The sequence below is a fragment of the Flagellimonas meishanensis genome (genome assembly GCF_019880545.1).
GTDB classification, from domain to species: domain Bacteria; phylum Bacteroidota; class Bacteroidia; order Flavobacteriales; family Flavobacteriaceae; genus Flagellimonas; species Flagellimonas meishanensis.
In genome coordinates, this window is record NZ_JAINVW010000003.1 from 71,451 (window position 1) to 98,330 (window position 26,880).

27 protein-coding genes and 1 other RNA gene are annotated in these 26,880 nt (G+C 43.2%); 16 read left to right on the forward strand and 12 right to left on the reverse strand.

The genetic code is table 11. The features are described from left to right. Positions 1-1,326 carry an MFS transporter gene (locus K7G75_RS08245; protein WP_222983782.1) on the forward strand — a complete coding sequence of 442 codons (1,326 nt, stop codon included), beginning with the start codon at positions 1-3 and terminating at the stop codon, positions 1,324-1,326. Between the two features lie 71 nt (positions 1,327-1,397). Here K7G75_RS08245 and K7G75_RS08250 read toward each other — a convergent pair whose 3' ends face one another. Genes K7G75_RS08250 through K7G75_RS08265 form a run of 4 tightly spaced genes read right to left on the reverse strand, consistent with a single transcriptional unit; the run spans position 1,398 to position 4,346 of the window. Beyond that, entirely contained in the window at positions 1,398-2,123 is a 726-nt protein-coding gene (locus tag K7G75_RS08250; protein WP_222983783.1) for a head GIN domain-containing protein, read from the reverse strand. A gap of 33 nt (positions 2,124-2,156) precedes the next feature. Then, on the reverse strand, positions 2,157-3,245 hold the full coding sequence (locus K7G75_RS08255) for a DUF4097 family beta strand repeat-containing protein (protein WP_222983784.1): 1,089 nt from the start codon (positions 3,243-3,245) through the stop codon (positions 2,157-2,159). Next, positions 3,226-3,792 carry a hypothetical protein gene (locus K7G75_RS08260; RefSeq protein WP_262420295.1) on the reverse strand — a complete coding sequence of 189 codons (567 nt, stop codon included), beginning with the start codon at positions 3,790-3,792 and terminating at the stop codon, positions 3,226-3,228. Before K7G75_RS08260 ends, K7G75_RS08255 begins: the two co-directional genes overlap by 20 nt. After that, positions 3,789-4,346: an RNA polymerase sigma factor gene (locus K7G75_RS08265; RefSeq protein WP_222983785.1), complete on the reverse strand. Its 558-nt coding sequence runs from the start codon at positions 4,344-4,346 to the stop codon at positions 3,789-3,791. Before K7G75_RS08265 ends, K7G75_RS08260 begins: the two co-directional genes overlap by 4 nt. Before the next feature lie 215 nt (positions 4,347-4,561). On the opposite strand from K7G75_RS08265, the gene lon reads away from it, so the two are divergent. Together lon and cmk are read left to right on the forward strand one after the other, a co-directional pair. Then, positions 4,562-7,012, forward strand: a complete 2,451-nt coding sequence (gene lon, locus K7G75_RS08270; protein ID WP_222983786.1) for an endopeptidase La — start codon at positions 4,562-4,564, stop codon at positions 7,010-7,012. 72 nt (positions 7,013-7,084) lie between these two features. Further along, positions 7,085-7,771 (forward strand): (d)CMP kinase, encoded by a 687-nt coding sequence (cmk, locus tag K7G75_RS08275; RefSeq protein ID WP_222983787.1) that lies wholly within the window; start codon positions 7,085-7,087, stop codon positions 7,769-7,771. Positions 7,772-7,936: 165 nt separating this feature from the next. Here cmk and K7G75_RS08280 read toward each other — a convergent pair whose 3' ends face one another. From K7G75_RS08280 to K7G75_RS08290, 3 genes are all read right to left on the reverse strand, one after another. Further along, positions 7,937-8,446, reverse strand: a complete 510-nt coding sequence (locus K7G75_RS08280) for a DUF4411 family protein (RefSeq protein ID WP_222983788.1) — start codon at positions 8,444-8,446, stop codon at positions 7,937-7,939. Continuing rightward, positions 8,446-9,618 (reverse strand): ImmA/IrrE family metallo-endopeptidase, encoded by a 1,173-nt coding sequence (locus tag K7G75_RS08285; RefSeq protein ID WP_222983789.1) that lies wholly within the window; start codon positions 9,616-9,618, stop codon positions 8,446-8,448. The genes K7G75_RS08280 and K7G75_RS08285 overlap by 1 nt, the downstream gene beginning before the upstream one ends. Before the next feature lie 276 nt (positions 9,619-9,894). Next, entirely contained in the window at positions 9,895-10,275 is a 381-nt protein-coding gene (locus K7G75_RS08290; protein WP_222983790.1) for a LysM peptidoglycan-binding domain-containing protein, read from the reverse strand. Positions 10,276-10,537: 262 nt separating this feature from the next. Here K7G75_RS08290 and rpsA point away from each other — a divergent pair, with 262 nt between their 5' ends. From rpsA to K7G75_RS08340, 10 genes are all read left to right on the forward strand, one after another. Then, positions 10,538-12,376, forward strand: coding sequence for a 30S ribosomal protein S1 (gene rpsA / locus K7G75_RS08295; RefSeq protein ID WP_222983791.1), 1,839 nt, complete (start codon positions 10,538-10,540; stop codon positions 12,374-12,376). A gap of 113 nt (positions 12,377-12,489) precedes the next feature. Further along, positions 12,490-13,029, forward strand: coding sequence for a bifunctional pyr operon transcriptional regulator/uracil phosphoribosyltransferase PyrR (gene pyrR, locus K7G75_RS08300; RefSeq protein ID WP_222983792.1), 540 nt, complete (start codon positions 12,490-12,492; stop codon positions 13,027-13,029). A 4-nt stretch (positions 13,030-13,033) separates the two neighbouring features. Beyond that, positions 13,034-13,960, forward strand: coding sequence for an aspartate carbamoyltransferase catalytic subunit (locus tag K7G75_RS08305; protein WP_222983793.1), 927 nt, complete (start codon positions 13,034-13,036; stop codon positions 13,958-13,960). A gap of 1 nt (position 13,961) precedes the next feature. Continuing rightward, positions 13,962-14,294 (forward strand): ribonuclease Z, encoded by a 333-nt coding sequence (locus K7G75_RS08310; protein WP_222983794.1) that lies wholly within the window; start codon positions 13,962-13,964, stop codon positions 14,292-14,294. A 21-nt stretch (positions 14,295-14,315) separates the two neighbouring features. Continuing rightward, positions 14,316-14,687: a four helix bundle protein gene (locus K7G75_RS08315; protein ID WP_262420296.1), complete on the forward strand. Its 372-nt coding sequence runs from the start codon at positions 14,316-14,318 to the stop codon at positions 14,685-14,687. A gap of 71 nt (positions 14,688-14,758) precedes the next feature. After that, positions 14,759-15,664 (forward strand): ribonuclease Z, encoded by a 906-nt coding sequence (locus K7G75_RS08320; protein ID WP_222983795.1) that lies wholly within the window; start codon positions 14,759-14,761, stop codon positions 15,662-15,664. A gap of 81 nt (positions 15,665-15,745) precedes the next feature. Further along, a complete protein-coding gene (gene pdxH / locus K7G75_RS08325) occupies positions 15,746-16,393 on the forward strand; it encodes a pyridoxamine 5'-phosphate oxidase (RefSeq protein ID WP_222983796.1) in 648 nt (215 codons plus the stop codon). Positions 16,394-16,404: 11 nt separating this feature from the next. Then, the gene (locus K7G75_RS08330; protein WP_222983797.1) at positions 16,405-16,893 is read left to right on the forward strand and encodes a SixA phosphatase family protein; all 489 of its coding nucleotides are present in this window, start codon (positions 16,405-16,407) and stop codon (positions 16,891-16,893) included. After that, positions 16,894-18,972 carry a polyphosphate kinase 1 gene (gene ppk1, locus K7G75_RS08335; RefSeq protein ID WP_222983798.1) on the forward strand — a complete coding sequence of 693 codons (2,079 nt, stop codon included), beginning with the start codon at positions 16,894-16,896 and terminating at the stop codon, positions 18,970-18,972. A gap of 12 nt (positions 18,973-18,984) precedes the next feature. Continuing rightward, complete coding sequence (locus K7G75_RS08340) at positions 18,985-19,866, forward strand: Ppx/GppA phosphatase family protein (protein WP_222983799.1); 882 nt, start codon at positions 18,985-18,987, stop codon at positions 19,864-19,866. Between the two features lie 2 nt (positions 19,867-19,868). On the opposite strand, the gene K7G75_RS08345 is transcribed toward K7G75_RS08340, so the two are convergent. After that, entirely contained in the window at positions 19,869-20,450 is a 582-nt protein-coding gene (locus K7G75_RS08345) for a MiaE family protein (RefSeq protein WP_222983800.1), read from the reverse strand. 55 nt (positions 20,451-20,505) lie between these two features. Next, positions 20,506-22,248, reverse strand: a complete 1,743-nt coding sequence (locus K7G75_RS08350; protein WP_222983801.1) for a DNA polymerase III subunit gamma/tau — start codon at positions 22,246-22,248, stop codon at positions 20,506-20,508. A gap of 107 nt (positions 22,249-22,355) precedes the next feature. Between K7G75_RS08350 and rnpB the strand changes: the two genes are divergently transcribed. Next, positions 22,356-22,648, forward strand: an RNA gene (rnpB, locus tag K7G75_RS08355) — RNase P RNA component class A. Here rnpB and K7G75_RS08360 read toward each other — a convergent pair. From K7G75_RS08360 to K7G75_RS08370, 3 genes are read right to left on the reverse strand one after another with little or no spacing between them, the layout of a single operon-like run. Then, positions 22,643-23,179: an RsmD family RNA methyltransferase gene (locus K7G75_RS08360; RefSeq protein ID WP_222983802.1), complete on the reverse strand. Its 537-nt coding sequence runs from the start codon at positions 23,177-23,179 to the stop codon at positions 22,643-22,645. The genes rnpB and K7G75_RS08360 overlap by 6 nt on opposite strands. Continuing rightward, positions 23,179-24,012, reverse strand: coding sequence for a DUF3822 family protein (locus K7G75_RS08365; RefSeq protein ID WP_262420297.1), 834 nt, complete (start codon positions 24,010-24,012; stop codon positions 23,179-23,181). Before K7G75_RS08365 ends, K7G75_RS08360 begins: the two co-directional genes overlap by 1 nt. After that, positions 23,993-24,727 carry a hypothetical protein gene (locus tag K7G75_RS08370; protein WP_262420298.1) on the reverse strand — a complete coding sequence of 245 codons (735 nt, stop codon included), beginning with the start codon at positions 24,725-24,727 and terminating at the stop codon, positions 23,993-23,995. Before K7G75_RS08370 ends, K7G75_RS08365 begins: the two co-directional genes overlap by 20 nt. Positions 24,728-24,834: 107 nt before the next feature. Between K7G75_RS08370 and K7G75_RS08375 the strand changes: the two genes are divergently transcribed. Together K7G75_RS08375 and K7G75_RS08380 are read left to right on the forward strand one after the other, a co-directional pair. Continuing rightward, positions 24,835-26,268, forward strand: a complete 1,434-nt coding sequence (locus K7G75_RS08375; protein WP_222983804.1) for an ATP-dependent DNA helicase — start codon at positions 24,835-24,837, stop codon at positions 26,266-26,268. 24 nt (positions 26,269-26,292) lie between these two features. After that, positions 26,293-26,862 (forward strand): DUF4126 domain-containing protein, encoded by a 570-nt coding sequence (locus K7G75_RS08380; RefSeq protein WP_222983805.1) that lies wholly within the window; start codon positions 26,293-26,295, stop codon positions 26,860-26,862. Positions 26,863-26,880: the final 18 nt, after the last annotated feature.

Sequence of the window (26,880 nt, forward strand, 5' to 3'; positions counted from 1 at the left end):
ATGACTAGAGTATTGGCCTTAAAGGGAAGTAAAAAATTATTGAATGCATGGGCATTCTATGATTGGGCGAATTCCGTATACAGCCTGGTGATTTCTTCTGCCATTTTCCCCATATTCTATGGAACCCTTTTTCGTGTGGCGGGTATTGAAAAGGTCACCCTTTTTGGCGGGGAAATAGCCAGGGCTCCCCTTATAAGTTATGTGACATCTTTGGCCTTTGTGTTCATTGCGCTGGTTACCCCCTTGGTTTCCGGCATTGCCGATTACATGGGCAACAAAAAGGTTTTCCTGAAGTTTTTCTGCTATCTGGGTGCGCTTTCCTGCATAGGCCTATACTGGTTTTCCTTGGAAAATATTTATTTTGGTTTGCTCTGCTACTTCTTTGGATTGGTGGGGTTTTGGGTCAGTTTTGCCATCAATAATTCGTATTTGCCCGATATAGCCTATCCAGAACAACAGGATGGCATCAGCGCCAAAGGCTTTTCATTGGGATATATAGGCAGCGTGATCTTATTGGTTTTCAATCTGGCCATGGTGATGCAACCTGCAGTATTTGGTATTACGGATAGCGGTGGTGAGGTTGCCGAGATAAAGGCCATGAAATACTCCTTTATTTCCGTGGGTGTTTGGTGGATCATGTTCAGTCAATACACTTTTGCGCATCTCCCCAAAGGATACAAAAGGGAAGGGGAGCGCACGAATATTGTGCTTAATGGATTCAGGGAATTGCAGAATGTTTGGAAACAATTGGGCTCTGAAATCCGCTTAAAGCGCTTTTTGGGAGCTTTTTTCGTATACAGTATGGCCGTTCAGACCATTATGCTGATTGCCACTTACTTTGGGGAAGAGGAAATTGGTTGGGGTTCGGACAGTGAACGTACCACGGGACTCATTATCAGTATCTTGGTCATTCAATTGGTGGCGATTTTGGGTGCGACCATCACGGCCAGGGCCTCGAAGCTATTTGGAAACATTCCCACCTTGATGGTCATTAATGCCATTTGGGTTTTGTTGTGCATCTATGCCTATTTTTTGCAAACCCCCACGGATTTTTATACCGCAGCCGGATTGGTGGGGATCGTCATGGGTGGTATTCAGGCCCTTTCCCGTTCCACATACTCCAAGTTTTTGCCGGAGACCACCGATACCGCTTCCTTTTTCAGTTTTTATGATGTGGCGGAGAAGATAGGAATCATTATTGGTACTTTTATGTACGGTGCCGTGGCCCAACTAACGGGAAGTATGCGTAACAGTACCATATTTTTGGGATTGTTCTTTTTGGTCGGACTCTATCTGTTGACACGCGTGAACAAGAAAAGCAACTAGTACCAAAAACAAAAGGCCCTGAATTTACAGGGCCTTTTGTTCGATTGTTCTTTGATTGGTGATAAACTCCCTTATCCTTTGGTTATATCCCCCGAACCGGAGGCCTTGCTATTTACTTTTGATGGATTGCCTCGATAGATGATGTCCCCCGACCCCGAAACCCTGGCATTTAAGGATTGGGTTGCCGTAACTTTCACATCGGCGGAGCCGGATATTTGCACATCAACGAATTCAGCCTCAAGACCAAAAGCCTTAACATCGCCAGAACCGGATACCTGCACATCCAGGGCCGAGGTTTTTCCCGATAGGGCAATGTCACCTGATCCAGAAAGCGATGCATCCACCTCTTCCGCTTCCACGGCAATATCTATATCTCCGGAACCTGCTATACTAACGCTGAAATCATCAGATTTCAAAGTGGTCCGGCCTACAACATCACCGGATCCTGAAATGGACAACGAACTGATTTCCTCAACGGGAACCGTAATCAATATGGCCTTGCCCCAAGTGGATGGGCTCAGATTCATGCCTTTTTCCTTTTTAATGATCAATTTCCCGTCCTTGACCTCAGTTTTGATATGTTCCAACAGGTTGGATTCACCCTTGAGGGTGATTTCCCCTTCACTACCCTCCACCAGTTCAACATCGAACCATCCTGCAAGTGCTACGCCATCATAGTCGCCCACGGAACGTTCTACGGTGACAACATTACCGTTTCCTTTTACTCTTTTTCCCCATTGTGCACTTGCCATTGCTGTAACGGTCAGTGCCAATCCAAATGTGATGATTTTTCTCATGATTGATTTTTAATGTGTTTTTTGATTTGATTTTTAGTTTTGATAGAAGGTAATTCCACCATAATCACTGGTGATATTGACCATGTTTCCCGAGTTTTCGCTACCGTAGTAGCCTTTGTAATATTTTTCATTTGATTTTTCCTTGCTGATATTGATTTCAAAGGCATCTTTGCCACTCACTCCAGCATAGTCCGTAGAAATCTCAAAATCAAAATGGTACTGGGGATCGTATCCTATCTTGATGCCGGTGTAATCACTTTTTATGTTGATATTTCCAGCATCTGGAGCCATTTTATCAATCTTCAGCGATCCATAGTCCGAGGTAACGCTCACATCTCCATGCACCGTTCCCAATTTAACCCCGATGTAATCGCCAATACCGGTTACATTTTTCACTTCATTTGCCTCAAGGGAACCATAGTCACTGGAGTATTCCAGGTCCGCCATTTCCTGGATCACGGCATTGGTGTAATCGGCCTTTATGTTCAGGTTCCCTGCTTTTTCGATGGTAAAACCAGAGTAGTCCGCAACGATTTCCGCACTGTTCACATAACCAAATGTGGACCTTGAGGTATAGTCAAAACGGAGTTCATTGTTCCTTCCGCGTAACTCACCTATGTCGATTTTTCCATAGTCGCAGCTGATTTTGGCATGTCCATCAATGCGATCAAGATAAATATTGCCATAATCGTTGATGAGGTTTATATTGTTCTTCACAGGAAGCTTGATAACATAGTTTACCTGAATGTTAACCCTTCTCCTGCCTCCCCACCAACCGCCGCGGTTGTTCCCATCACCAAACATGGTTCTTGCAAAGACCAAGCTCGGATTATGCTCAAAATCAACATCGATTTCATTCAATCTTTCCTGTACCTTTTCCTCATTGTTGCCGTTGGCCTTTATATGCACCTCCACAACTACCCGGTCCTCGTTCCATGAGGTTATGTTCAGGTTTCCGTAGCTGTTCTTTACCTTAAAGAGTGCGTTCGGATTTACGCTGAACTCCTTTTTTATGGTCTTTTCCTTGGTATACCTCCCGTTGGGATTGTCCGTGTTTGCCGACAGTAACAGGGGAACCAGCATCAAGGCCCAGAGAGCACTTTTATATAGTGATGTTTTCATTAGAATAGGAATTTAAGTTTTTAATGTTTTCGATACTGTTCAGTACTTCTTTAAGTAGATCTATTCTTATCTGGAAATTGGTTATCATGGCATTCAGTATAATTTTGCTGTCACCACCATTTACCAAGTCTCTTTCCAGTTGCTTGTAATCATTTTCCAAATGCTCCAATTGCATCAGGGTGTCATCCACCAACTGAGCGTTCTCGGGTGTTTTTTGATTTTTAAGGAGCTGCACCTGTTCTTCCACCAAACTGACGAAGTAAAACTCCGTATTGGACACTTCCGGTGCTATTTGCACAACTTGCTGCTTGATGCTGGGCCGTATATTGAAGACCTGCAGACCGAGCAGGGCAATGAGCGCCACCGAGGCAGCTATGGAAAGGGGCCTCCACCATGTGCTTTTTTTCCTGTGCAATGCAACGGTACCCTGGTGCTGCTGCAATTTTTCCATAAACCGGTCACGATGTCCGGTTTTAGGCTCTTCAAGGTCAAACTGTCCTTGTAGACGTTCAAATAATTGTTCAATATTGTCCTTTTTCATCATCATGCATTTACGGTCAATTTTTTTCTTAAGCTTTGTTTTGCCCTGGATATGGTGGTCCTACAATTAGCGTAGCTAATGTTCATGATCTCACTTATTTCATCATAATCATATCCCTCGATCAAATGTAAGGTCAAAGAAACTCTGTAGTTGTCCTTCAGACTTTTCATGGTTTCCATCACTTTTTGAGCCTTCAGTTCTGCAAAACCATTGGAATCCAGAGCAACTTCGTCATTATCTTCGACCTTGTACATTATTTCATCCAAATCCACTGCCCTGTTCCTCTTTTCTTTATTGTAATGATAGATACTGTTGTTCACCACAATCCGTTTTAGCCATGCGCCGAAGGCAACTTCTCCTTTAAAAGTGTGCAACTTGGTGAATGCGTTCAAGAATGATTCCTGCATCACGTCCTCAGCTTCCGCTGGGTTCTTCACAATCCGGTTCGCAATATTGTACATGGCCTTGTAATAGCGATTGTAGATCTCCATTTGCGCACTTTGCTTACCTTGACGGCACAAGTCAAGCAACCTATCAATATGTTCATTTTGGTGGCTCAAAAAATGAATGGTTTGTCTTATAGAGGGATGAAATTATCAATTGTTACACTTTTTGAAAAAAATAAATTTTAATGGCATGGGAATTGCCTTCTTAAAGCGATGAATGTGCCTGTAATCTACTGATAATATTGATTCTCAATGGATTATTTAGGCTCACTTTGCTAACAACGGGGTTTTATTTTTGTCCTTTATGACAAAATGACCGAAAAGATGATATGGGATCGATGAAAATTTCAAATTTTGACAATATAGACTTGCAGGGCCTGGACCAGGATGCGGAACTTATACCTTTGCTCACACCAGAGGATGAAGAACAGATGAACCGGGAGGATCTTCCGGAGGTGCTTCCTATTTTGCCCCTGCGCAACACGGTACTGTTCCCGGGAGTGGTGATCCCGATCACTGCAGGTAGGGACAAGTCCATAAATCTGATCAAAGATGCCAACAATGGTTCCAAGACCATAGGTGTGGTTTCACAGAAGGATGAGGAAACCGAGAACCCTGGGGTTGAGGATATAAATACCTTGGGGACCGTGGCCAGGATTTTACGTGTGTTGCAAATGCCCGATGGGAACACCACCGTGATCATTCAGGGGAAAAAGCGCTTTCAAATAGAGCAGATTCTCACCGAGAAACCTTATTTGACCGCCAAAATTGCGGAGGCCGCCGAAGAACGACCTAAAACCAACAATGAGGAATTTGAGGCCATAATTGATTCCATCAAGGAGCTGGCCTTTAAGATAATCAAGGACAACCCCAATATTCCGAGTGAGGCCACTTTTGCCATCAAAAATATTCAGAGCAATTCGTTCTTGATCAACTTTGTGTCCTCCAATCTGAACCTAACCGTTGCGGAAAAGCAGCAATTGCTCGAGATACCCAATTTACAGGAACGCGCCTTGGCCACTTTGAAATATATGAACATGGAGCTCCAAAAGTTGGAGCTCAGGAACGATATCCAATCCAAGGTGCGGAGCGATATGGACCAGCAGCAAAGGGAATACTTCCTGCACCAGCAGATGAAAACCATCCAGGAGGAACTGGGCGGTATGTCTTACGAGCAGGAGGTGGACGAAATGCGGGAGAAGGCCAAGAAAAAAAAATGGAGCAAAAAGGTAGAGGAACATTTTGAAAGGGAACTGGGCAAAATGCAGCGGATGAATCCCCAGGTCGCCGAATATTCCATCCAGCGCAACTACCTGGATTTGATTTTGGATTTGCCTTGGAACGAGTATTCCACGGACAAGTTCGACCTTAAACGCGCCGAGCAGATTTTGGATAGGGACCACTATGGTCTGGAAGATGTAAAAAAAAGGATTATTGAGTACTTGGCCGTTTTGAAGCTGCGGAACGATATGAAGTCCCCGATACTTTGTCTGTATGGCCCACCAGGTGTTGGCAAGACTTCGTTGGGAAAATCGGTGGCCGAAGCATTGGGCAGGGAATATGTTCGCATGTCCTTGGGCGGTCTTCGTGATGAAGCCGAAATACGGGGGCATCGGAAGACATATATTGGTGCCATGCCCGGCAGGATTGTACAAAGCATCAAAAAAGCGGGGACTTCCAACCCGGTTTTTATCCTGGATGAGATAGACAAGCTGTCCAACAGTCATCAAGGAGATCCCTCTTCGGCCATGTTGGAGGTACTTGACCCGGAACAGAACAATGAATTCCACGATAACTTTTTGGAAATGGGATACGATCTTTCCAAAGTGATGTTCATAGCCACGGCCAACAATCTGTCAACTATCCAGCCTGCGTTGCTCGATCGTATGGAGATCATCAACGTTACGGGCTATACCATCGAGGAAAAGGTAGAGATAGCCAAGCGGCATCTATTGCCAAAACAATTGAAGGAACATGGCCTGTCCCCAAAGGATTTGAAGATTGGCAAAAGACAATTGGAAAAGATTGTTGAAGGCTATACCCGTGAGTCAGGGGTTCGGGGATTGGAAAAACAACTGGCCAAAATGGTCCGCTATGCGGCCAAATCCATAGCCATAGAAGAGGAATATGACATCAAGGTGACGAATGAGGATGTCGAAAAAATATTGGGACCGGCCCGTTTGGAGCGGGACAAGTATGAAAATATCGACGTGGCGGGGGTTGTCACCGGGTTGGCATGGACCAGTGTCGGGGGTGATATTCTTTTTATAGAAACCATTCTTTCCAAAGGAAAGGGCAACCTCAACATTACCGGAAATTTGGGCAAGGTAATGAAGGAATCGGCTACAATAGCCCTGGAATACATTAAATCCAATGCGGATAAATTTGGCATTGATGCCGACATTTTCGAAAAATATAACGTCCACATCCATGTTCCGGAAGGCGCAACACCAAAGGATGGACCAAGCGCAGGGATAACCATGCTTACCTCGCTCGTTTCCCTGTTCACCCAGAAAAGGGTAAGGAAAAGTCTGGCAATGACCGGGGAGATTACCTTGCGGGGCAAAGTTTTGCCGGTTGGAGGGATCAAGGAGAAAATTTTGGCCGCAAAACGCGCCAGGATAAAGGAAATAATACTTTGCGAGGATAACAGAAAGGACATTGAGGAAATCAAGGAGGAGTACTTGAAGGGACTTACCTTCCATTATGTTTCCGATATGAGCGAGGTAATCGATATAGCCATCACCGACAAAAAGGTGAGAGATGCCAAAACCTTATAAAGTTCCAGGCAAGCACAATTAGAACCGTCCCCTTAAGGGGACATTAGGTGCGTTATGTTTATTTTTGATACAATGAAGAAAATAACCATAGCTGTTGATGGGTTTTCCTCCACCGGAAAAAGCACCATGGCCAAGCAATTGGCTGCCGCGTTGGGTTACGTGTATGTGGATACAGGGGCCATGTACCGTGCCGTAACCCACTACGCCATAGATCAAGGTTTTATTGACCAGCATGTTGATGCCACAGCGTTGATAGCCCATTTGCCCAAAATAAACCTTGAATTTGTGCCCAATCCTGCCACCGGCCGTTCAGATATGTATTTGAATGGTAAAAATGTGGAAAAGGAAATCAGGACCATGAAAGTTTCCAAACAGGTGAGCCAGGTAGCTGCGATAACGGAAGTCCGCGAGAAGTTGGTGGAAATGCAACAGCAAATGGGAAAGGACAAGGGCGTGGTTATGGACGGCAGGGATATTGGTACCGTGGTTTTCCCAGATGCGGAACTAAAACTCTTCATGACGGCTTCTGCGGAAACAAGGGCGGCCAGACGCTACAAGGAACTGTTGGAGAGGGGAGAACAGGTTACCTATGATGAAGTGCTGAAAAATGTAAGGGAACGGGACTGGATAGATTCCACCCGAGAGACGTCGCCCCTCAGAAAGGCTGCGGATGCTATTGAACTGGACAATAGCGATATGGGCCTGCAAGAGCAGTTTGAACGTATCCATGAATTTGCCAAAAGGGTGATTGCGAAGTAGGGTGGGAAGGATGGGATTTGTGGGTTTGACTTATCGGTTTCGAATAAGAATAGTAACGGGTAAAAACGAACTGAATTTTGGATAAACACACACCTTTTTTAAGTTTACTGAGCCTGGGTTTATTATTAATCTCGCTATTTTTTTTTGTGTTGTTAGTCACTAGCTTCACTCTGATTTACAAATAAATTTTATCTTCAAATCCCTTATAAATTCAAAATCGTCAATCCACTTAACATTCATATTATCGCAAACGTGAGGAATTTTAATTTTGGTTTGATTCTTAAAATAGTCTTTCGTTTCCTTTGTCACTACAATTGCATTTTCTTTAATTGCATGAGCAATTACCCAAGGGTCAGCTTTTGAGTGAATTCCGTTGCTTGAAACTAAATATTTATGACTTGGGTTAGATGCATATATTTCTTTTAAACAGTTTGTTACCCCTCCATCAATTTTTCTAATCGGAATATCACTGTTTTTCAGCCATTGAAATAGATTGTCTTCGCCTTTCTCTATTTCTTCATAAACTAATTCGGGAATAAAAATCACACCTTTTTTACCTAAATCATTTAAAACTTCCCAATAAGAAGGACAAATTTCTGGTGAGTAATATTTTTGCCAAGCTTGAATAAGAATATTGGCATCAATACAGTAAACTACTTTTTCATCTTCGAACATTAGGCAAGCAGTTTTTCAAATTTTTGGAATTTATTAATCTGCGTGTTAAGAAGATTACTTGCAATTGATGGTGATAACGAACCGTTATTAAAAGAATCCATTACAATTCTCGTGAATAGTTTGCTATTTTTATTTAGGCGTAGAAGGTAAGTGTCTGGTCCGCCTTTCCTTTCTTTTTGTTTTTCCTTTTTTATTTTTTCTCTTTCCAAAAACTTCTCAAATTCATCTTGAGCATCTAGTTTTAGAATTTTATATTGAGATTGGGAAATTAAATTTAAGTTTAAAGCGCGAACTAATAATGCAAAAGAACTTATACCGAGCTCTTTAGCTTGTTTAAAAATCAAATCATTCGAATCAAATATATCTGCATCCAATTGGGAAATTAATTCCTTTGGCATTAGTGCATTGGCTGCAACTTGGTTGCAAAATAATTCTACTGAATGAAATTTTGATTTAGGTTTGTCAGTAAAATCAATATCTATTTCATTTGAGATACCCGATTTAGCTATCCAAATATGTGCTAACTCATGGACTAATGTAAATAGTTGTGGTGCATTCCAATTTTTTGAATTCACAAATACAAAAGGGGCGAATTTGTCAGCAATCGCAAAACCTTGAATTAAGTCTCTATCTAGAACTAAATGTGAATGCAAGTGGCTAGCACGAGATATAAATATTCCAGCAGTTTCTGATTTGTCAATCCATTCGTTTATCGGTGTTTTCTGATAATTATCTGGACTAATTTTTAAGGTGTCCAATATATCTCTAGCAACAATTTCTGGATTATTGTTGATAGAATATTTTCCAACAAAAGGAAGTTTGTCTTCGCCAATTTCTTCGAATAATTCACTTATCCAATTCTGTTTTTCTTGAACATCACGAATAATAAATAATGATGCTGTATCTAGCTTCTGAGCATCATCTCTTCGATAATCTTGCAGTGGTTGGAAATCTTTTGGTATTTCTGGTAAAAAGAAAAGTGAAAATGGTCTTCTAAAACTTTTTGCCAAGATTTGAGCTTGTCGAATTGTCGGAAAATCATTACTATTCTCCCAAGCCAAATACCTTTCAGGCGATACAGAAACTTTTTTAGCAGCATCTTCAACAGAGATATTAGCGGACTCTCTTGCCCACTTTAAAATCTCGGATGTTATAAATGCTTTATCAGCCATTATTTTTTTATGCAAAGGTAAAATTTTAGCTCAGAACGTAATTTTTTTCAGCTTGTGGCTAACGTTAAAGATATGATTCGTTTTTAGCGTATTATATCGACTGATACTGAAACAAGTTCAGCACAAGCAAGTGAAGTTAGCTTTTTCAAGGTAATAATCCAACGCAAATAGATGGGCGCCATTTCCGAATTGGAAGCGGGACATTTTTGAAAGGGAGATACAAAATCTTCAAAAAAAAGACGCCCCAAGGCGCCTTTTTATCTTAAGATACTTTGTTTATAGATTGGGAATCACCAACACCTGGTCAGGGTGGATCAGATCCGGATTTTTAAGAATGTTCGTATTGGCCTCAAAAATTTTGTTGTACTTCATGGCATCCCCATAATAGTGCTTGGCAATTTTGCTTAGGGACTCTCCGCTCTTAACGGTGTGCCTGTGGAAAACCGAGTCGTCTTCAACGCCAATGTTCGCTTTGACGTCGGAAGGATTCTGACCCCCGATTTCCTTGATCTTGTCCCACAAAAGGTTTTTCTCATACTGGGTTCCGGCCGTGCCCTTTATTTTCAGCACGCCGCCTTCCTCGCTAACATCGCCGTTCTTTATGTTCAATTTTGCACCCAGGTCCAAAACGGGCTGATATTTTGCTTTTACACTCATGATCGTATTTTTTTTAGTTAATAATTAGAGCTTTCAATATAGGTATTCTTAATAGATTTTGCCATGAAAATTTGACTATACTTTCGCATGCGGCAAACCTTTGGCCCCTATGCTTTGTAAAACAAGAATTTAGTTGTATTTTTGCGCTCCTTTTTTAACAAAGCAGCAAGAGGAAAAAGGAAAGTGAAACTAATCTTATAAACCCTTTCGCGGTAATTGTTCAACTCTTGTAAAACGCGGAATACAAATTGAATATCAGCGCATGGCTGAAGAAAAAACTAATGTTGAGGCAGTGGAAGTTGCCGAAACCGTACAAGAAGTAAAAGAAGAAACCAAGACCCAACAGGATCCCAAGGAATTTTTGGAAAACTTTGATTGGGAAAGGTACGAAGAAGGAATTGAGCGTGTTGATGACAAAAAGCTCAAGGAATTTGAAGCACTCGTAGAGGAAAATTTTGTGGACACCGCCGATGAGGAAGTGGTCGAGGGAAAAGTGGTCCACATGACAGACCGAGAGGCTATCATCGACATCAATGCAAAGTCTGAAGGGGTTATTTCCCTGAACGAGTTCCGTTACAATCCCGATCTTAAGGTAGGGGACAAGGTTGAGGTGCTCATCGATATCCGTGAGGACAAGACCGGACAATTGGTATTGTCGCACAGAAAGGCCAGGACCATTATGGCATGGGATCGCGTGAACGATGCCCACGACAAGGAGGAGATCGTTACCGGTTTTGTAAAATGCAGGACCAAAGGTGGTATGATCGTCGATGTATTCGGAATTGAAGCGTTCCTGCCCGGTTCCCAGATAGATGTTAAGCCTATCCGTGACTATGATCAATACGTAGGAAAGACCATGGAGTTCAAAGTGGTTAAGATCAACCATGAATTCAAGAACGTGGTAGTTTCCCACAAAGCCTTGATTGAAGCGGACATCGAAGAACAGAAAAAAGAGATTATCGGCCAGTTGGAGAAAGGCCAGGTATTGGAAGGTGTTGTGAAGAACATCACTTCCTATGGAGTCTTTATAGACCTTGGTGGCGTGGATGGATTGATCCACATTACCGATCTTTCCTGGAGCCGCATCAACCACCCCAACGAGGTGGTGGAACTGGATCAGAAACTGAACGTGGTCATCCTTGATTTTGATGACAACAAATCTAGGATCCAATTGGGTCTTAAGCAATTGGAGAAACATCCATGGGATGCCCTCGGCGATGAGATCAAAGTAGGGGATAAGGTCAAAGGAAAAGTGGTGGTTATCGCTGACTACGGGGCCTTTATCGAGGTTGCCGAAGGTGTTGAGGGATTGATCCACGTTTCGGAAATGTCCTGGTCCACACATTTGCGATCTGCACAGGATTTTGTGAATGTGGGCGATGAGGTCGAGGCCGTTGTGTTGACCCTGGATAGGGAAGACCGCAAAATGTCCTTGGGCATCAAGCAGTTGACCCCAGACCCATGGACCGATATCACTTCCAAATACCCCGTAGGTTCCAAACACAAAGGAATCGTAAGGAACTTTACCAACTTTGGTGTGTTCGTTGAAATGGAAGAAGGAATTGATGGATTGATCTATATCTCCGACCTTTCTTGGACCAAGAAAATCAAACACCCATCAGAGTTCGTAAACGTGGGCGATACCTTGGAAGTTGAAGTATTGGAATTGGATGTTGAGGGCCGTAAGTTGAGCTTGGGCCACAAGCAGACCACAGAGAACCCTTGGGACAAGTATTCCAAAGAGTTTGCTGAGGGAACTGTCCACAAGGCGTCCATTGCAGAAGTGGTCGACAAAGGCGCCACCATCAACTTCAATGAGGATATTGTTGGTTTTGTGCCTTCGAGGCATATGGAAAAAGAAGACGGCAAAAAACTTGTGAAAGGTGAAGAGGCCGAATTCAAGATCATCGAGTTCAATAAGGATTTCAAGCGTGTGGTTGCAAGTCATACCGCCATCTTTAGGGAGCAAGAGGACCGCAACGTAAAAGCAGCCAAGAAAAGGGCAGCTTCTTCTGATGAAGCCGCACCGACCCTTGGAGATGCCAATGCACAGCTACAGGCGTTGAAGGATAAAATGGAAGCCGATTCCAAGAAAAAATAATCGGTTAGCCATACAGATACAACGAGCCCTGCCATTTAGGCGGGGCTTTTTTTGACCTTTACATTCTAAAGAATTGATTACTTTTGTTTTCAACAGAGTCGGTCGCAACGCAAATGAGTCAAAAAGTACTGCTTACTTCGAAGGAAATAAACATCATACTGCACCGTTTGGCCTGTCAACTCCTTGAAAATCATCTGGATTTTAGCAATACGGCCTTGATTGGAATTCAACCCAGGGGAATCTTTTTGGCAGAAAGACTGGCAAAGATCCTAAGGGACGATTACAAGATAAAACACATTGCACTGGGCTTTTTGGACATCACCTTTTTTAGGGATGACTTTGGGCGTTCCGATAAGATTTTGGCAGCGAACACAACAAAAATGGACTTTTTGGTCGAAGACAAGAAAGTGGTGTTTGTTGATGATGTGCTCTACACCGGAAGAAGCATAAGGGCGGCCCTGACGGCCATCCAATCCTTTGGTAGACCATTAAGCATTGAGTTGCTTACCCTGATCGATAGAAGATTTAGCAGGCATTTGCCCATTCAGCCCAATTATCGTGGCAGGCAGGTCGATGCCATAAACGAGGAGAAAGTAAAGGTGATGTGGAAGGAAAATGATGGAAAAGATATTGTGTACTTAGTTAGCAAATAGCACGATGGGCGAATTGAGCGTAAACCACTTATTGGGAATAAAATATCTGAAGAAAAAGGATATCGAGCTCATTTTTGAAACGGCCGACCACTTTAAGGAAGTAATAAACAGATCCATAAAGAAAGTTCCCACCCTACGGGATGTGACCATAGCCAATATCTTTTTTGAAAATAGCACGCGGACCAAGCTCTCTTTTGAACTGGCAGAAAAAAGGCTATCCGCCGATGTGGTGAATTTTTCGGCTTCTCAATCCTCGGTAAAAAAGGGAGAAACCTTAATCGATACCGTAAACAATATCCTGTCCATGAAAGTGGATATGGTGGTAATGCGGCATCCCAATCCGGGAGCTGGGATCTTTCTCGCAAGGCATGTAAACGCTTCCATAGTAAATGCCGGTGATGGAGCCCATGAGCATCCCACCCAAGCTCTTTTGGATTCCTATTCCATTCGAGAAAAGTTGGGCGATGTTGGTGGTAAGAATGTGGTCATAGTCGGGGACATCCTGCATTCCCGGGTGGCCCTGTCCAATATTTTTGCGCTGAAGCTACAAGGCGCCCAGGTAAAGGTATGTGGACCCAAAACCTTGATACCAAAGCATATTGAATCGCTAGGTGTGACTGTTGAAACCAATCTGAGAAAAGCTTTGGAATGGTGTGATGTGGCCAACATGCTTCGGGTACAGCGCGAAAGGATGGACATCAGCTATTTTCCATCCACGCGGGAGTATACCCAGCAGTTTGGGCTGAACAAACAACTGTTGAACAGTTTGGACAAATCCATAGTGGTGATGCACCCGGGACCCATTAATAGGGGGGTGGAGATCACAAGTGACGTAGCGGATTCCAACCAATCCATTATTCTGGAACAAGTGGAAAATGGAGTGGCGATCCGAATGGCTGTATTATATTTATTGGCATCAAAAATTAAATAAAATGATTTTCGACAAAGAAGGAACAACCACCATTGTTTTTCAGGAAAAGATTTCCCTTACGACCTTCTTGGAAAATTTGAACAAGGCATATCCCAAATTGAAACACGACAATATCATTGTCAACCTTTTTTCATTCAACAAGCTAACGGCAAATGATATTCTCGAGTTTTTGGACATTTCCAATACCCATAAAGCGTCTAAAAAATCTTTTGTGTTGGTGACCGATAGGGTCTCTTATGATGAGGTGCCTGACGAAATCAGTCTGGTACCCACGCTTCAAGAGGCCAGGGACATCATCGAAATGGAAGAGATAGAACGGGACCTAGATCTTTGATTGTAAGGTTAAAATGAATAATTGAAAATTAAAGATTTGCCCAAGGAGAATATTGTTCAGAAAAAGAGCTTCAGTTTTGCCCTTGATATAGTGCACTTCTACAAGAAGTTACAGTCTGAGCATAAGGAATTCGTTCTATCCAAGCAATTATTACGTTCGGGCACCTCCATTGGCGCTTTGGTGCGAGAGGCTGAACATGCGGAGAGCAGGAAAGATTTCACACATAAAATGAACATAGCCCTCAAGGAGGCCAATGAAACAAGGTACTGGCTTGATATATTGTTTCGATCGGAATACGTTTCAGAAACGAATTATGCCAAATTGAACGATGAAATTACGCAATTGATCAAATTACTGGCCTCAATTGTAAAATCCTCAAAATTGAAAGTTTAAGTATTGATCATGACGATAATATCTTCTTACCATATAATTTTTCATTTTCCATTTTCAATTTTCCATTTATTTTGAAGTTAACAATATTAGGTTGTTACTCCGCAACTCCAAGAACATTCACCAACCCAACATCACAGGTACTTGAGATTAAGAACCAAATTTTTTTGATTGATTGTGGGGAAGGCACCCAGGTGCAGCTCAGAAAGTACAGGATAAAATTCGCAAGGATCAAGCATATCTTCATTTCCCACCTGCACGGAGATCACTTTTTTGGACTTCCAGGATTGATTTCAACCTTTAGGTTGCTGGGAAGGGAAACGGAATTACATGTTTATGGACCCAAGGGCATCAAGGAGGCCATCACCCTTTTCCTTAAACTTGGGGACTCTTGGACAAATTATCCGTTGGTTTTCCATGAATTGGACTCCCATGGTTCTGAGCTTCTCTTTGAAGACGATAAACTGAGCGTCCATACCATACCCCTGGATCATCGGGTATATACCAACGGTTTCCTGTTCAGCGAAAAACCAGCACCCCGGACCCTAAATGTGGAGGCAGCCATCAAACATGGAATAGATAGGAGCCAGTTCATCAAAATAAAAGAGGGCAAGGATGGGATTGACAAGGAGGGAAAAACAATAGCCAACAAAAAACTCACTTTTGATCCGCCCCAACCTAAAAGCTATGCTTTTTGCAGCGATACCGCCTATGATGAGAATATATTGCCCCTCATCAAAGGGGTGGATGTGCTCTATCACGAATCTACTTTTTTGGAGACAGAATCAAGACTTTGTGAAAAAACCAAACATGCAACGGCCAAGCAGGCTGCGGTAATCGCAAAGAAGGCCGGCGCGGGCCAACTTATATTGGGACACTATTCCACCCGCTATAAATCCATCGAGGTTTTTAGGGAAGAAGCCTTGACAGAATTTCCCAATGTGGAACTGTCTGAAGATGGGAAAACCTTTGAGATCTGATCAAAAAATATAAAAACGGTCCAATACCTTTCCCATTTCCCATCTTTTGCTGAAATTTGAGGGTAATCCAGATTGATACGCATGCAAAATGACCTGAGCAATTACAGGAAGGCTTATGAAAAGAGCTCATTGACCGAGGATTCCATCGATGCGAACCCCATGCAGCAATTCCAAAAGTGGTTCTATGAGGCAGAGGCTACCGAAGGTCTGGAAGAACCCAATGCCATGACAATCAGCACCATCGGTTTGGACGGTTTTCCAAAAAACAGGGTGGTTCTTATGAAAAAGTACACCTATGAAGGGTTCATTTTCTATACCAACTACCTAAGTGAAAAGGGCAGGGCCATTGCCAACAATCCAGCAGTGTGCATTTCCTTTTTTTGGCACAGTCTTGAGCGCCAGATCATAATAAAGGGCACTGCAGAAAAAATCCCCGGGAACATGTCCGATGGATACTTTGAATCCAGGCCAGAGGGAAGTAAATTGGGGGCTATCGTCTCCAATCAAAGTGAGGTGGTAGAGTCCAGGGAATATCTGGAAAAGGAATTGGCCGCATTGGAAAAAAAGTATGAGGGGAAGGAAATTGACAGACCTCCGCATTGGGGCGGCTACTTGGTCCGCCCGATGTCAATGGAATTTTGGCAGGGCCGTCCCAATAGACTGCACGACAGGATCAGATATACTTTGGTAGAAGATCTGGATTGGAAAATAGAGCGATTGGCACCCTAAAACCGATTTGTATGAAACATTTGATATTGATGCGACATGGAAAATCATCGTGGGACTATGATATTTCCGATAAGGATAGACCGTTGCAGGAAAGGGGAATAAATGATGCCCATTTGGTAGGTAAGAAATTTAGGTCAGGTGGCGCGCAAATTGATTTTGCCTTTTCCAGTCCAGCGAACCGGGCCTTGCACACCAGTATGATTTTTCTCAGGAATCAAGAGTACAATTTGGAAAGATTTCGTGTAACGGAATCCCTTTACGACTTTTCTGGGAACAGTGTCCGCCAATTTGTTCAGCAATTGGACAACGATCTTCACAAGGTTGCCATATTTGGACATAATTATGCCTTCACAACGCTTGCAAATACATGGGGAGATAGGTATATTGACAACGTACCCACGGCCGGGCTGGTCCATATAGTTTTTAAGGAAGATAACTGGACGAAAATTGGAAAGGGTACCATTGAGCAATTGATATTTCCAAAACATTTAAAAAAATAAATGATCAAAGTAAGGAACGAATATGTCAACAGGGAGATAAGTTGGCTGCATTTTAACGCACGGGTGCTTCAAGAAAGTGCGGACAAAAAAGTGCCGTTGATAGACCGCCTGAGGTTTTTGGGTATTTTCAGCAACAATTTGGATGAGTTTTTCAAGGTGCGCTATGCAACCGTAAAGCGTATTGTGGATGCTGGAAAAACAGGAAAAAGTGTCTTGGGTGGAGAAAGGGCCAAAGATCTGTTGGAGGAAATCACCAAAATTGTTATCGCACAGCAGTCCAGGAGTTTGGAAATATTCAAGAGCATTGAAAAAGAACTCGAGCAAGAGAATATTTTCATTATCAATGAGAAGGAAATCACCGAGGGGCAAGCAGAATTCATCAGGGATTACTTTTTTAAAAAAGTGAACCAAGAACTGATGACCATCATCCTCAACGACCTTACCGAATTTCCGTTGCTGAACGATACGGCGGCCTATTTGGCAGTAAAAATGGTAATGAAAAAAGACCACGCCAATCACCACGGCCCAAACCGATATGCACTGATCGAAATTCCAAAGGGCATCGACAGATTTGTGGAACTGCCCAAGGAGGGGAACAAGAACTTTATCATTATCCTGGATGATCTTATCCGATTTTGCCTGGACAACGTGTTCACCATGTTCGAATACGAGTCCATTTCAGCGCACATGATCAAGATTACCCGTGATGCTGAGCTTGACATTGATAACGACCTTACCAAAAGCTTCATCGAAAAGATATCGTCCAGCGTTGAAAGTCGGAAAATAAGTGACCCGGTCCGTTTTGTCTACGACAAGAGCATAGATAAGGATACCCTCCAATTTCTTAAGGAAAAAATGAACATTGTGGACACCGACAGCGTTATTCCCGGTGGAAGGTATCACAACAGGAGGGATTATATGGGCTTTCCCAGTTTGGGCAGAGAGGATTTGATGTACAAAAAAATAGAATCACTGCCCGTTAAGGGTTTTAGCATGAAGGGGAGTCTTTTGGAACTCATAGCGCACAAGGATTTTATGATCTATACGCCATACCAGTCCTTTAGCTACGTAACCAAGTTTCTCCGTGAAGCTGCTTTGGACCCCAAGGTACGTACCATCAAGATAACTGTTTACCGATTGGCGGATGACAGCCAAGTGGCCTCTGCGTTGATCAATGCGGCCAAAAATGGAAAGCAGGTTACCGTCCAAATAGAACTTCAGGCCCGTTTTGATGAGCGTGCCAACATCGAATATGCCAACCAATTGCAAGAAGAAGGAGTCAACCTGATTTTTGGGGTGCCTGGTCTTAAGGTGCACAGCAAGATATGCATGATCGAGAGGGAAGAAGGCGAAGGCATTAAACGATACGGTTTTATCAGCACGGGCAACTTTAATGAATCGACCGCCAAGATTTATACGGATTACACCTTGTTCACTGCCCATGAGGGCATTTTGAAGGATATGAGCAAGGTTTTTGACTTCTTTGAAACAAATTATAAGATATACAAGTACAAACACCTTATAGTTTCACCACACTATACTAAGTCAACCTTCATTAGGCTTATTGATAACGAGATTGCCAATGCCGAGGCAGGCAGGGAGGCCTTCATCAAGGTGAAGATGAACAGTTTTACATCCTATAAGATGGTGGATAAGTTATATGAGGCCAGCAGGGCAGGGGTGAAGATACAGCTGATAATCAGGGGCATATGTTGTCTTATTCCAGGAGTGCCCGGAATGAGCGAGAATATTGAGGCCATTAGTGTGGTCGACAAGTTTTTGGAACATCCCAGGGTGTTTATCTTTGGAAATGGCGGAAATCCCAAGGTCTATATTTCGTCAGCGGACTGGATGACCCGTAACTTGGATTTCAGGGTTGAAGTGGGCTGCCCCATCTATGATCCAGAGATAAAACAGGAACTCTTGGACACTTTTGAGATTTCTTGGAGTGATAATACAAAGGCCAGGGTGTTTTCGGACAAACAGGACAATGCCTATCGGAAAAGAAAATCCGGGGAGGAACCGATCAGGTCACAATTTGCTTTGTACTATTACTATCAGAAAAAGTTGCAATCCTAAAACCTACACAATTTGATAATACGTAAGTTCGCAGCAATAGATATAGGCTCCAATGCCGTAAGATTGCTCATCAACAATGTGATAGAACAGACGGATAAGCCCACTGCATTCAAAAAAAGCGAGTTGGTGCGGGTACCTGTGCGATTGGGGGAGGATTCCTTCTTGCGCGCTTCCATTTCTGATAATAGCCTTGCTCGATTGATCCAAACCATGCAATCCTTCGATCTGTTGATGAAAGTATATGGTGTTGAAAAATACATGGCCTGTGCAACTTCTGCGCTCCGGGAGGCCAAGAATGGAAGAGAAGTGGTGGAGAAGGTATACAAGGCCTCGGGAATCAAGATTGAAATCATTGATGGTAAACGGGAAGCTGCCATCATTGCCTCGACGGATTTAAAGGATATCATAAAAAGTGATAGATGTTATCTTTATGTGGATGTGGGAGGCGGTAGCACGGAGTTCACCTTTTTTGAAAATGGCAAGCCCCAGGTGTCCAAATCATTTAAAATAGGTACCGTACGGATCTTGAACAATTTGGTTGATGATTCGGTTTGGGCAGAGGTCAGGGATTGGATTACCCAAAGGGTAAGTCCAGACAGTCAAATTGAGATCATCGGTTCTGGAGGAAACATTAACAAGCTTCACAAAATGTCCGGTAGAAAGGTAGGGCAACCATTGTCCTATATTTGGTTGAATGCCCAATATCACTTTCTGAACAGTATGGATTATGACGACCGGATATCGGAATTAGGCCTAAATCAGGATAGGGCGGATGTGATCATACCAGCTTCAAAAATTTTCTTGAACGCTGCCAAGTGGAGCAAGGCAAAAAAAATACATGTTCCCAAAATAGGTCTGGCCGATGGGATGATCAAAACCCTATATTACCAATAGGCTCAACCGTGCATGGTTTCCTTTTTGCCCAGATTTTTCATTAATTCTGCTTCGTAGTCAAGCAGTTCTTGCCATTTGCGGTCCACTTCGTCGCGGTTACCGTATTGGCGGGCAAATTTTAGGAACATGGTATAGTGGTTGGCTTCGCTGACCATTAAACTTCTATAGAATTCGGCCAGTTCCCCATCCTGAATTTCTTCTGAAAGCAGCCGAAACCTTTCACAGCTCCTGGCTTCAATAAGGGCGGCGTACAACAGCTTGTGCACCAAATGGGTTTCCCTGCTCCCTCCTTTGGGAAAGAACTTCATCAACTCGATCACATAGGCATCTTTCCTTTCCCGGCCCAAGACCCAACCCCGTTTCAGGATTTTGTCATGTACCATGTTGAAGTGTCCCATTTCCTCCCGTGCCAAAGCCGTCATTTCCTTGACCAATTCTGACTTTTCCGGAAAACCTATAATGAGCGAAATGGCCGTGCTTGCTGCTTTCTGTTCGCAATACGCGTGATCGGTGAGTATTTCTTCAATGTTTTTTTCAACGATGTTCACCCATCTTGGGTCCGTCGGTAATTTTAGTCCTAACATGAGACTTGGTATTATAGCGAGTTAAAAAGCAAAGATACAAGGAATGGGCCAGGGTCTAAAAATCGAGATCAAACTCTTTGCGCAACAGTTCAATGGCGGGATTCTTCTCTTTTAGTTTTTGATATTTTTCCGCCGGGGTGAAGGCAAATTTCTTGGCGGTTTCCTCATTTACGGTTATTTGCAGCGAAATGGAATAATTGTTAAGCTTTTGTTTTAGATAATCCAGCATCAGGCTTTGTTCGAGTTCCACTTCTTTCTTCATGGTGGCATTGGGAAGTTCGATCCAAATGGTGTTTACGTTCTTTAGCTTGGGTACATCGGTTTGAAAATTGCTCGCCAGTATTTTTCTCCCCTTGTCGTTTAGCATTTGTGTAAAATCGTTCCAGTGCTGTTGCATCTCCTCCTCAGAGAACGGCTCTGTGGGAAGCTCTTCCTTGGAAAGATTAGGGGCTTTGACATTTTCATGTTCCTTTTTCGCCTTTATGCTGGACAAGGACAGGCCCGAAACCCTTTTAACAGGATTCTTGATCTCAATTTTCTTCTTGGGTTGATAGTTCGGTGGAGGTTCTTGAATCGTTTCCAACTGCTCCTCTTGTAACATTTCTTCCGACGCTGCTACACTTTCAAGCTGAGGGATAGTCTCTTGTGTTTCTTGTTTTGGTGGATGGGCCTGCGTATTGGGAGCATCTATTTTTACAAAATGCGAGGCAGGGATTATGAAATCACGCTTTTTTTTTTCACCATCAAAGGTGATGGAGGCCATTTTCATTAAGGTGAGCTCCACCAAAAGACGCTGGTTTTTGCTAGCCTTGTACTTTAGATCGCAGTCGTTTGCCAAGTCAAGTGTCTTTAATAAAAAGCGTTTGTCCGCTTTCTTTGCTTGATCGTGGTACTGGTTTTTCACATCATCACTCACCTCTAACAGACTGATGGTATCAGGATGCTGACAGACCAACAGATCCCTGAAATGTGTGGCCAATCCAGAAATGAAATGGTGTCCATCATACCCGAGTGAAAGTGTCTTGTTGAAGAGCAAGAGCAGTTCGGGGATATTGTTTTCCAGAATTAAATCCGTAGCGGAAAAATAGGTATCATAATCCAGAACATTCAGATTTTCCGTGACCGCTTTCCTGCTCAGTTGTTTCCCGGAAAAACTCACGACACGATCAAAAATGGATAGGGCATCCCGCATGGCGCCATCCGCTTTTTGCGCGATGATGTGGAGTGCGCCCTCTTCAGCTTCAATATCCTGCTGTTCAGCTATATATTTCAAATATTCTGCGGCATCCTTGACCGTGATCCGTTTGAAGTCAAAAATTTGGCAACGGGAAAGTATGGTCGGGATAATTTTGTGCTTCTCCGTGGTTGCCAATATAAAAATGGCATGTTTTGGGGGCTCCTCCAGGGTCTTTAAAAAAGCGTTGAATGCGGATTGGGAGAGCATATGTACCTCGTCGATTATGTACACTTTATATTTTCCAACCTGCGGAGGTATGCGCACCTGATCAATCAGGTTTCGTATGTCATCTACCGAGTTGTTGGAAGCGGCGTCGAGTTCAAAAATGTTAAAAGCAAAGTCCTCATCCTCCCTTTGTGTACCATCTTGGTTTATTTGCTTGGCCAGAATTCTTGCACAAGTGGTTTTTCCAACCCCTCTTGGGCCACAAAACAACAATGCTTGTGCCAGATGATCGTTCTCAATGGCATTGAGCAGGGTATTGGTGATGGCCTCCTGTCCTACCACATCCTTAAAGGTCTGTGGACGATATTTACGGGCGGATACTATGAAAGGTTCCAAAATCTGGAAATTTCTGGTTAGTACAAATATAAAAATAGGATTCCGCAAACCTGCTTTTGGTAACCTATGTAACCTACTTTTTATTAACAATCGCAGTATCTTTGCACAGAGCAGGCCACCTTATCGCTGCAACATTAGTTGGAGAGGAAAGTCCGGACACCGTAGTGCGGCATAGCGGGTAACGCCCGTCCACCGAAAGGTGAGGACAAGTGCAACAGAAAGCAAGTACAGTTCGGCTGTAGTGAAATCAGGTAAACTCTATGCGGTGAAACGCCATGTAAACCAACATTAAAGGGCGGCACGTCCAAGTTGGAGGGTAGGCGGATTGAGCTTTTGGGCAACCAGGGGCCTAGATAAATGGTAGGGATATACAGAATCCGGCTTATGGCCTGCTTTATTTTTTGAAAAAACTAAAAACACTGCTTCCATATTTCCTTGCCTCGCTAAAATGCGCATGGGAGGACAGATTCTTCTGTTCGGCATGTTCAAGGACCAGTACGCCACCTTCTTCCAAAAGCCCTTTTTCCATTACATGGCCTATGATACTGGTAAGCTTTTCTTCGGCAAGATTATAGGGAGGATCTGCAAAGATGATGTCAAACTTTTGCTGGGTACGCTCCAAGAATTTGAAGACATTGGATTTTAGCGGCGTAATGGGAAAGTCCAATTCCTGTGCTATTTTGTTGATGTATTGTATGCAACCGGCAAAACTGTCCACCGCAACAATCTCCTCGACTCCCCTTGAGGCAAATTCAAAACTTATGTTACCCGTACCTGCAAATAGGTCCAGTACTTTTATTCCATCCCATTGAAATCTATTGTTCAAAATATTGAACAGCCCCTCTTTCGCCATGTCAGTAGTGGGCCTTACGGGGAGTTTTTTAGGTGCAACAAGTCTTCTGCCCTTATATTTTCCAGATATGATTCGCATTAAAGGGAACTGAGTACGGTAAGGTCAATGGTTTGATTTTCCATTTCATCAAAAGGAAATGCGGCATGGCTTGGGACAAAAACCGACACGTTGCCGATATATTTGCGGCACAGCTCGTAAAGAGCATCGCCTTCATCAATGGAGCCGAACAGTTTAAGCTGGATCTTTTCCAAATCCACTTGTAACTGTTCCAGGCTGAAAAGGAGAAAGTACAGCAAATCCTCCTTTGTCCCATACTCGAACTGATTGTAGAACAAAAGTTTCTTTTCTGAAATGACCACCATTTCCATTTCCTTTTTTGAGACCTGCACATAGCAAACAGGGTCTGTGCCCATCCTTCCTTGGTTGAGCAGCATTGAGATCAACACTGAACCGCTGTGCTTGAACTCAAATTCCCCAAAAAGATCAAAGATGTGGTTGTTTACGTTGGTGTAGGGGACATAGACATTGACGATGTCCTGATTTTCAATTTCATCATAGGCAATTTGGTCATTGGCCATGATTTTCGCATTGAATTTTAGGTAATTGGGCAGTTCATCTTTGTGGAAAAGGGGTTTGGGCACTAGGCTGAAAAGTCCATTTTTGTGTATGACAACGACCTCGGAAAAATCTTTCAAGGCATCCTTATGCTCGTTCAAAACGTTTTTTAGCTCCTTGAGCATCAGGTAGGGGGTGGAGGTCAATTTGAAGTCCACTTTTTCAAACAGCAAAATTTTATTGGATACAGTGTCCACTGCACAAAAAGAAAGTCCATTCAAACCAACTTGAATGGACAGTTTCTTAAAGGTATTTTCTGTGCTTTCCTGCGCTATATTAGTTGTCCTTTCTGTCATAGATCGGTGGCCAGTTACCATTGGTGCTTACATCGGTAAGAGAGCCCACTTTTATTTCGGTTCCGTTGACCTCTTCCACACTTTGGTGGGCATTCTCCCTTGTTCTTAAATCTTCGGGTTGGTCATACAGGATGATGTCCTTTTTTACTTTTGCCTCAAAAACAGCTGCTTTATAGCCACTTTTGTCGATGATGTCCGCCTTCATTTCAAACTTCTCATCATTTTGGGCATAAGGAACATTCATCATGGTCTTATAGCGATCGCTGTCCCTGAAAAGGGAATCCCTTATTTTTATAAAACCCAAGGTGTCAATGACCACGGTATCCTGCTGCAACTCGATTTGGTAAACCTTGTCGAAGCGCATAAAGGAGGAATCGCGCTGCTGGGTAATGGTGAAATTGGCCGTGTCGATAAACTGCACCAAGCTATTGAAATCATTGGCATACTTTCCGTTCACCACCTTGTAGGCCTCCTGGGAGTCCCTGATATCCTTTAGTTTGGCAATTACTTTTGAAAATCTTTCCTGTCTTACCTTGTTGAACTCAATGGGCGCATTGACGGATTGGTATATTTTATAGCCCAGGAAAATGCTCAACAGTCCAAAGCCGAGTACAAGAAAAGGTTTGATTTTTTGGGGTAGGAATCTGTCAATAACGAATACAAGCCCGATGGTCACCAGGAATATTAGTACAACGATAAGAATTAAGTTTAACATAATCGGTATTGTCTTTCAGAGTTAATTTAGCGGTTACAGACAAATCTACAATTTTTTTTTAATCACGAAACTTTTTGCTTTAAAAAACCATACTATCTTTAACCCACATGGACTACCCCCAAGCATCTGGTTTTTTGAAGATTTTGACCGAAAAGTTCCCACATGAACCTACCGAAAAACAGCATGTGGCACTGGAGCGACTCAGCCAGTTTATTTTGGAGGGGAAAAGGAACGAATTGTTCCTTTTAAAGGGTTTTGCCGGTACGGGAAAAACCACCATTATTGCCACCATTGTCAATAATCTTTGGAAGATAAAGAAGAGTGCCGTGCTCATGGCACCAACTGGCAGGGCGGCAAAGGTAATGTCGCTGTATGCCGGGGATATGGCATTTACCATCCATAAAAAGATTTACTTCCCCAAGAAACAAAAAGGAGGTGGCGTGCAGTTCATACTAGCCCCCAACAAGCATAAGAACACCCTGTTCATAGTAGATGAGGCTTCCATGATTTCGGATTCCCCAGCAGACTCCAAGCTCTTTGAAAATGGTTCGCTGCTGGATGACCTTATGTACTTTGTGCATTCAGGTAACAACTGCAAATTGATATTGATAGGGGATACGGCGCAATTGCCACCGGTGAAACTGGAGATCAGTCCGGCTCTGGAAGAGGAAAGATTGTCCTTGAACTATGATAAAGAGGTGCAGACCATGGAACTGGATGAGGTGATGCGGCAAGCCGAAAATTCCGGGATCCTATACAATGCCACCAATTTAAGGGAACAACTCCAATCCCAATTTTTTGACCGTTTTCAGTTTGAATTGGCTCCTTTCAAAGATGTTGTGAGACTGGTTGACGGCAACGACATTCAAGAAGCCATAGATTCTTCCTACCTCGAAAAGGGAAAAGAGGAGACTGTGATCATTGTGCGGTCCAACAAACGGGCCAACCTTTATAATAAGAACATTAGGGAACGCATCCTGTTTTTGGACAGCGAAATAGCCGTAGGCGACTACATGATGGTGGTCAAGAACAACTACTTTTGGCTTAGACCCAATTCAGAGGCCGGGTTTATTGCCAATGGGGATATCATTGAAATATTGGAGCTTTTTTCCATAAAGGAACTCTATGGGTTCTCTTTTGCCGAGGTGAAAGTGAAAATGGTGGACTATCCGAATCAAAAACCCTTTGAAACCGTATTGCTGTTGGATACCATAAACGCGGAGACCCCATCGCTTTCCTACGATGATGGGAACAAGCTGTACCAAGAGGTAATGCAAGACTACGCTCACGAGAAATCAAAATACAAAAAGTTCCTGGGCGTAAAGAACAACAGATTCTTTAATGCACTACAGGTTAAATTTTCATATGCCATTACGTGCCACAAATCCCAGGGGGGACAGTGGGACACTGTATTTGTTGAACAGCCCTATTTGCCAAATGGGGTGGATAAAGACTATTTGAGATGGCTTTACACAGCGGTAACAAGGGCTCAGAGACGATTGTACCTAATCGGATTCAAAGATGATTTTTTTCTTGACTAGGAATACGCTATTTTAGACATGACCATGAACTTATCACCGGATACCATACTAAGTATTTTTTTAGGAATCGGTTTGGCCGCTTCGGTCGGATTTAGGGTGTTTCTGCCATTGTTTGCCCTCAGCTTGGCTGCACACTTTGGTGCTTGGGAGCTCAATGAAAATTGGCAGTGGATAGGTAGCCTTACGGCACTTGTTGCCTTGGGCGTTGCCACTTTGGTGGAAATTTTTGCCTATTTCATCCCTTGGCTGGACAATGCCTTGGATTCCATAGCTGTTCCTTTGGCAGCCGTGGCGGGTACGGCCGTGATGGTCTCAACAATTGCCAATTTAGATCCTGTGGTCACTTGGTCATTGGCTATTATTGCTGGAGGGGGTACGGCGACCGCCATAAAGGGAGCCAATGCCGCCGGAAGATTGACCTCAACGACCACGACGGGTGGATTGGCAAACCCTTTGGTAGCAACCATAGAAACCGGAACGGCGGTAGCGGTTTCAACCGCTTCGATTTTGGTTCCACCCATTGCCGCCATATTGGTCATCATAATCTTGGTTATCATCTTCAGGATATACCGTAAATTGCGGCCCAAAAGGTAAAACGTCAACCAGATTTTG

Coding starts and splice junctions, on each gene's coding strand:
- K7G75_RS08245 (WP_222983782.1), top strand. CDS start 1: ATGACTAGAGTATTGGCCTTAAAGGGAAGTAAAAAATTATTGAATGCA.
- K7G75_RS08250 (WP_222983783.1), bottom strand. CDS start 2,123: ATGAGAAAAATCATCACATTTGGATTGGCACTGACCGTTACAGCAATG.
- K7G75_RS08255 (WP_222983784.1), bottom strand. CDS start 3,245: ATGAAAACATCACTATATAAAAGTGCTCTCTGGGCCTTGATGCTGGTT.
- K7G75_RS08260 (WP_262420295.1), bottom strand. CDS start 3,792: ATGATGATGAAAAAGGACAATATTGAACAATTATTTGAACGTCTACAA.
- lon (WP_222983786.1), top strand. CDS start 4,562: ATGGGATCGATGAAAATTTCAAATTTTGACAATATAGACTTGCAGGGC.
- cmk (WP_222983787.1), top strand. CDS start 7,085: ATGAAGAAAATAACCATAGCTGTTGATGGGTTTTCCTCCACCGGAAAA.
- K7G75_RS08280 (WP_222983788.1), bottom strand. CDS start 8,446: ATGTTCGAAGATGAAAAAGTAGTTTACTGTATTGATGCCAATATTCTT.
- K7G75_RS08285 (WP_222983789.1), bottom strand. CDS start 9,618: ATGGCTGATAAAGCATTTATAACATCCGAGATTTTAAAGTGGGCAAGA.
- K7G75_RS08290 (WP_222983790.1), bottom strand. CDS start 10,275: ATGAGTGTAAAAGCAAAATATCAGCCCGTTTTGGACCTGGGTGCAAAA.
- rpsA (WP_222983791.1), top strand. CDS start 10,538: ATGGCTGAAGAAAAAACTAATGTTGAGGCAGTGGAAGTTGCCGAAACC.
- pyrR (WP_222983792.1), top strand. CDS start 12,490: ATGAGTCAAAAAGTACTGCTTACTTCGAAGGAAATAAACATCATACTG.
- K7G75_RS08305 (WP_222983793.1), top strand. CDS start 13,034: ATGGGCGAATTGAGCGTAAACCACTTATTGGGAATAAAATATCTGAAG.
- K7G75_RS08310 (WP_222983794.1), top strand. CDS start 13,962: ATGATTTTCGACAAAGAAGGAACAACCACCATTGTTTTTCAGGAAAAG.
- pdxH (WP_222983796.1), top strand. CDS start 15,746: ATGCAAAATGACCTGAGCAATTACAGGAAGGCTTATGAAAAGAGCTCA.
- K7G75_RS08330 (WP_222983797.1), top strand. CDS start 16,405: ATGAAACATTTGATATTGATGCGACATGGAAAATCATCGTGGGACTAT.
- ppk1 (WP_222983798.1), top strand. CDS start 16,894: ATGATCAAAGTAAGGAACGAATATGTCAACAGGGAGATAAGTTGGCTG.
- K7G75_RS08345 (WP_222983800.1), bottom strand. CDS start 20,450: ATGTTAGGACTAAAATTACCGACGGACCCAAGATGGGTGAACATCGTT.
- K7G75_RS08360 (WP_222983802.1), bottom strand. CDS start 23,179: ATGCGAATCATATCTGGAAAATATAAGGGCAGAAGACTTGTTGCACCT.
- K7G75_RS08365 (WP_262420297.1), bottom strand. CDS start 24,012: ATGACAGAAAGGACAACTAATATAGCGCAGGAAAGCACAGAAAATACC.
- K7G75_RS08370 (WP_262420298.1), bottom strand. CDS start 24,727: ATGTTAAACTTAATTCTTATCGTTGTACTAATATTCCTGGTGACCATC.
- K7G75_RS08375 (WP_222983804.1), top strand. CDS start 24,835: ATGGACTACCCCCAAGCATCTGGTTTTTTGAAGATTTTGACCGAAAAG.
- K7G75_RS08380 (WP_222983805.1), top strand. CDS start 26,293: ATGAACTTATCACCGGATACCATACTAAGTATTTTTTTAGGAATCGGT.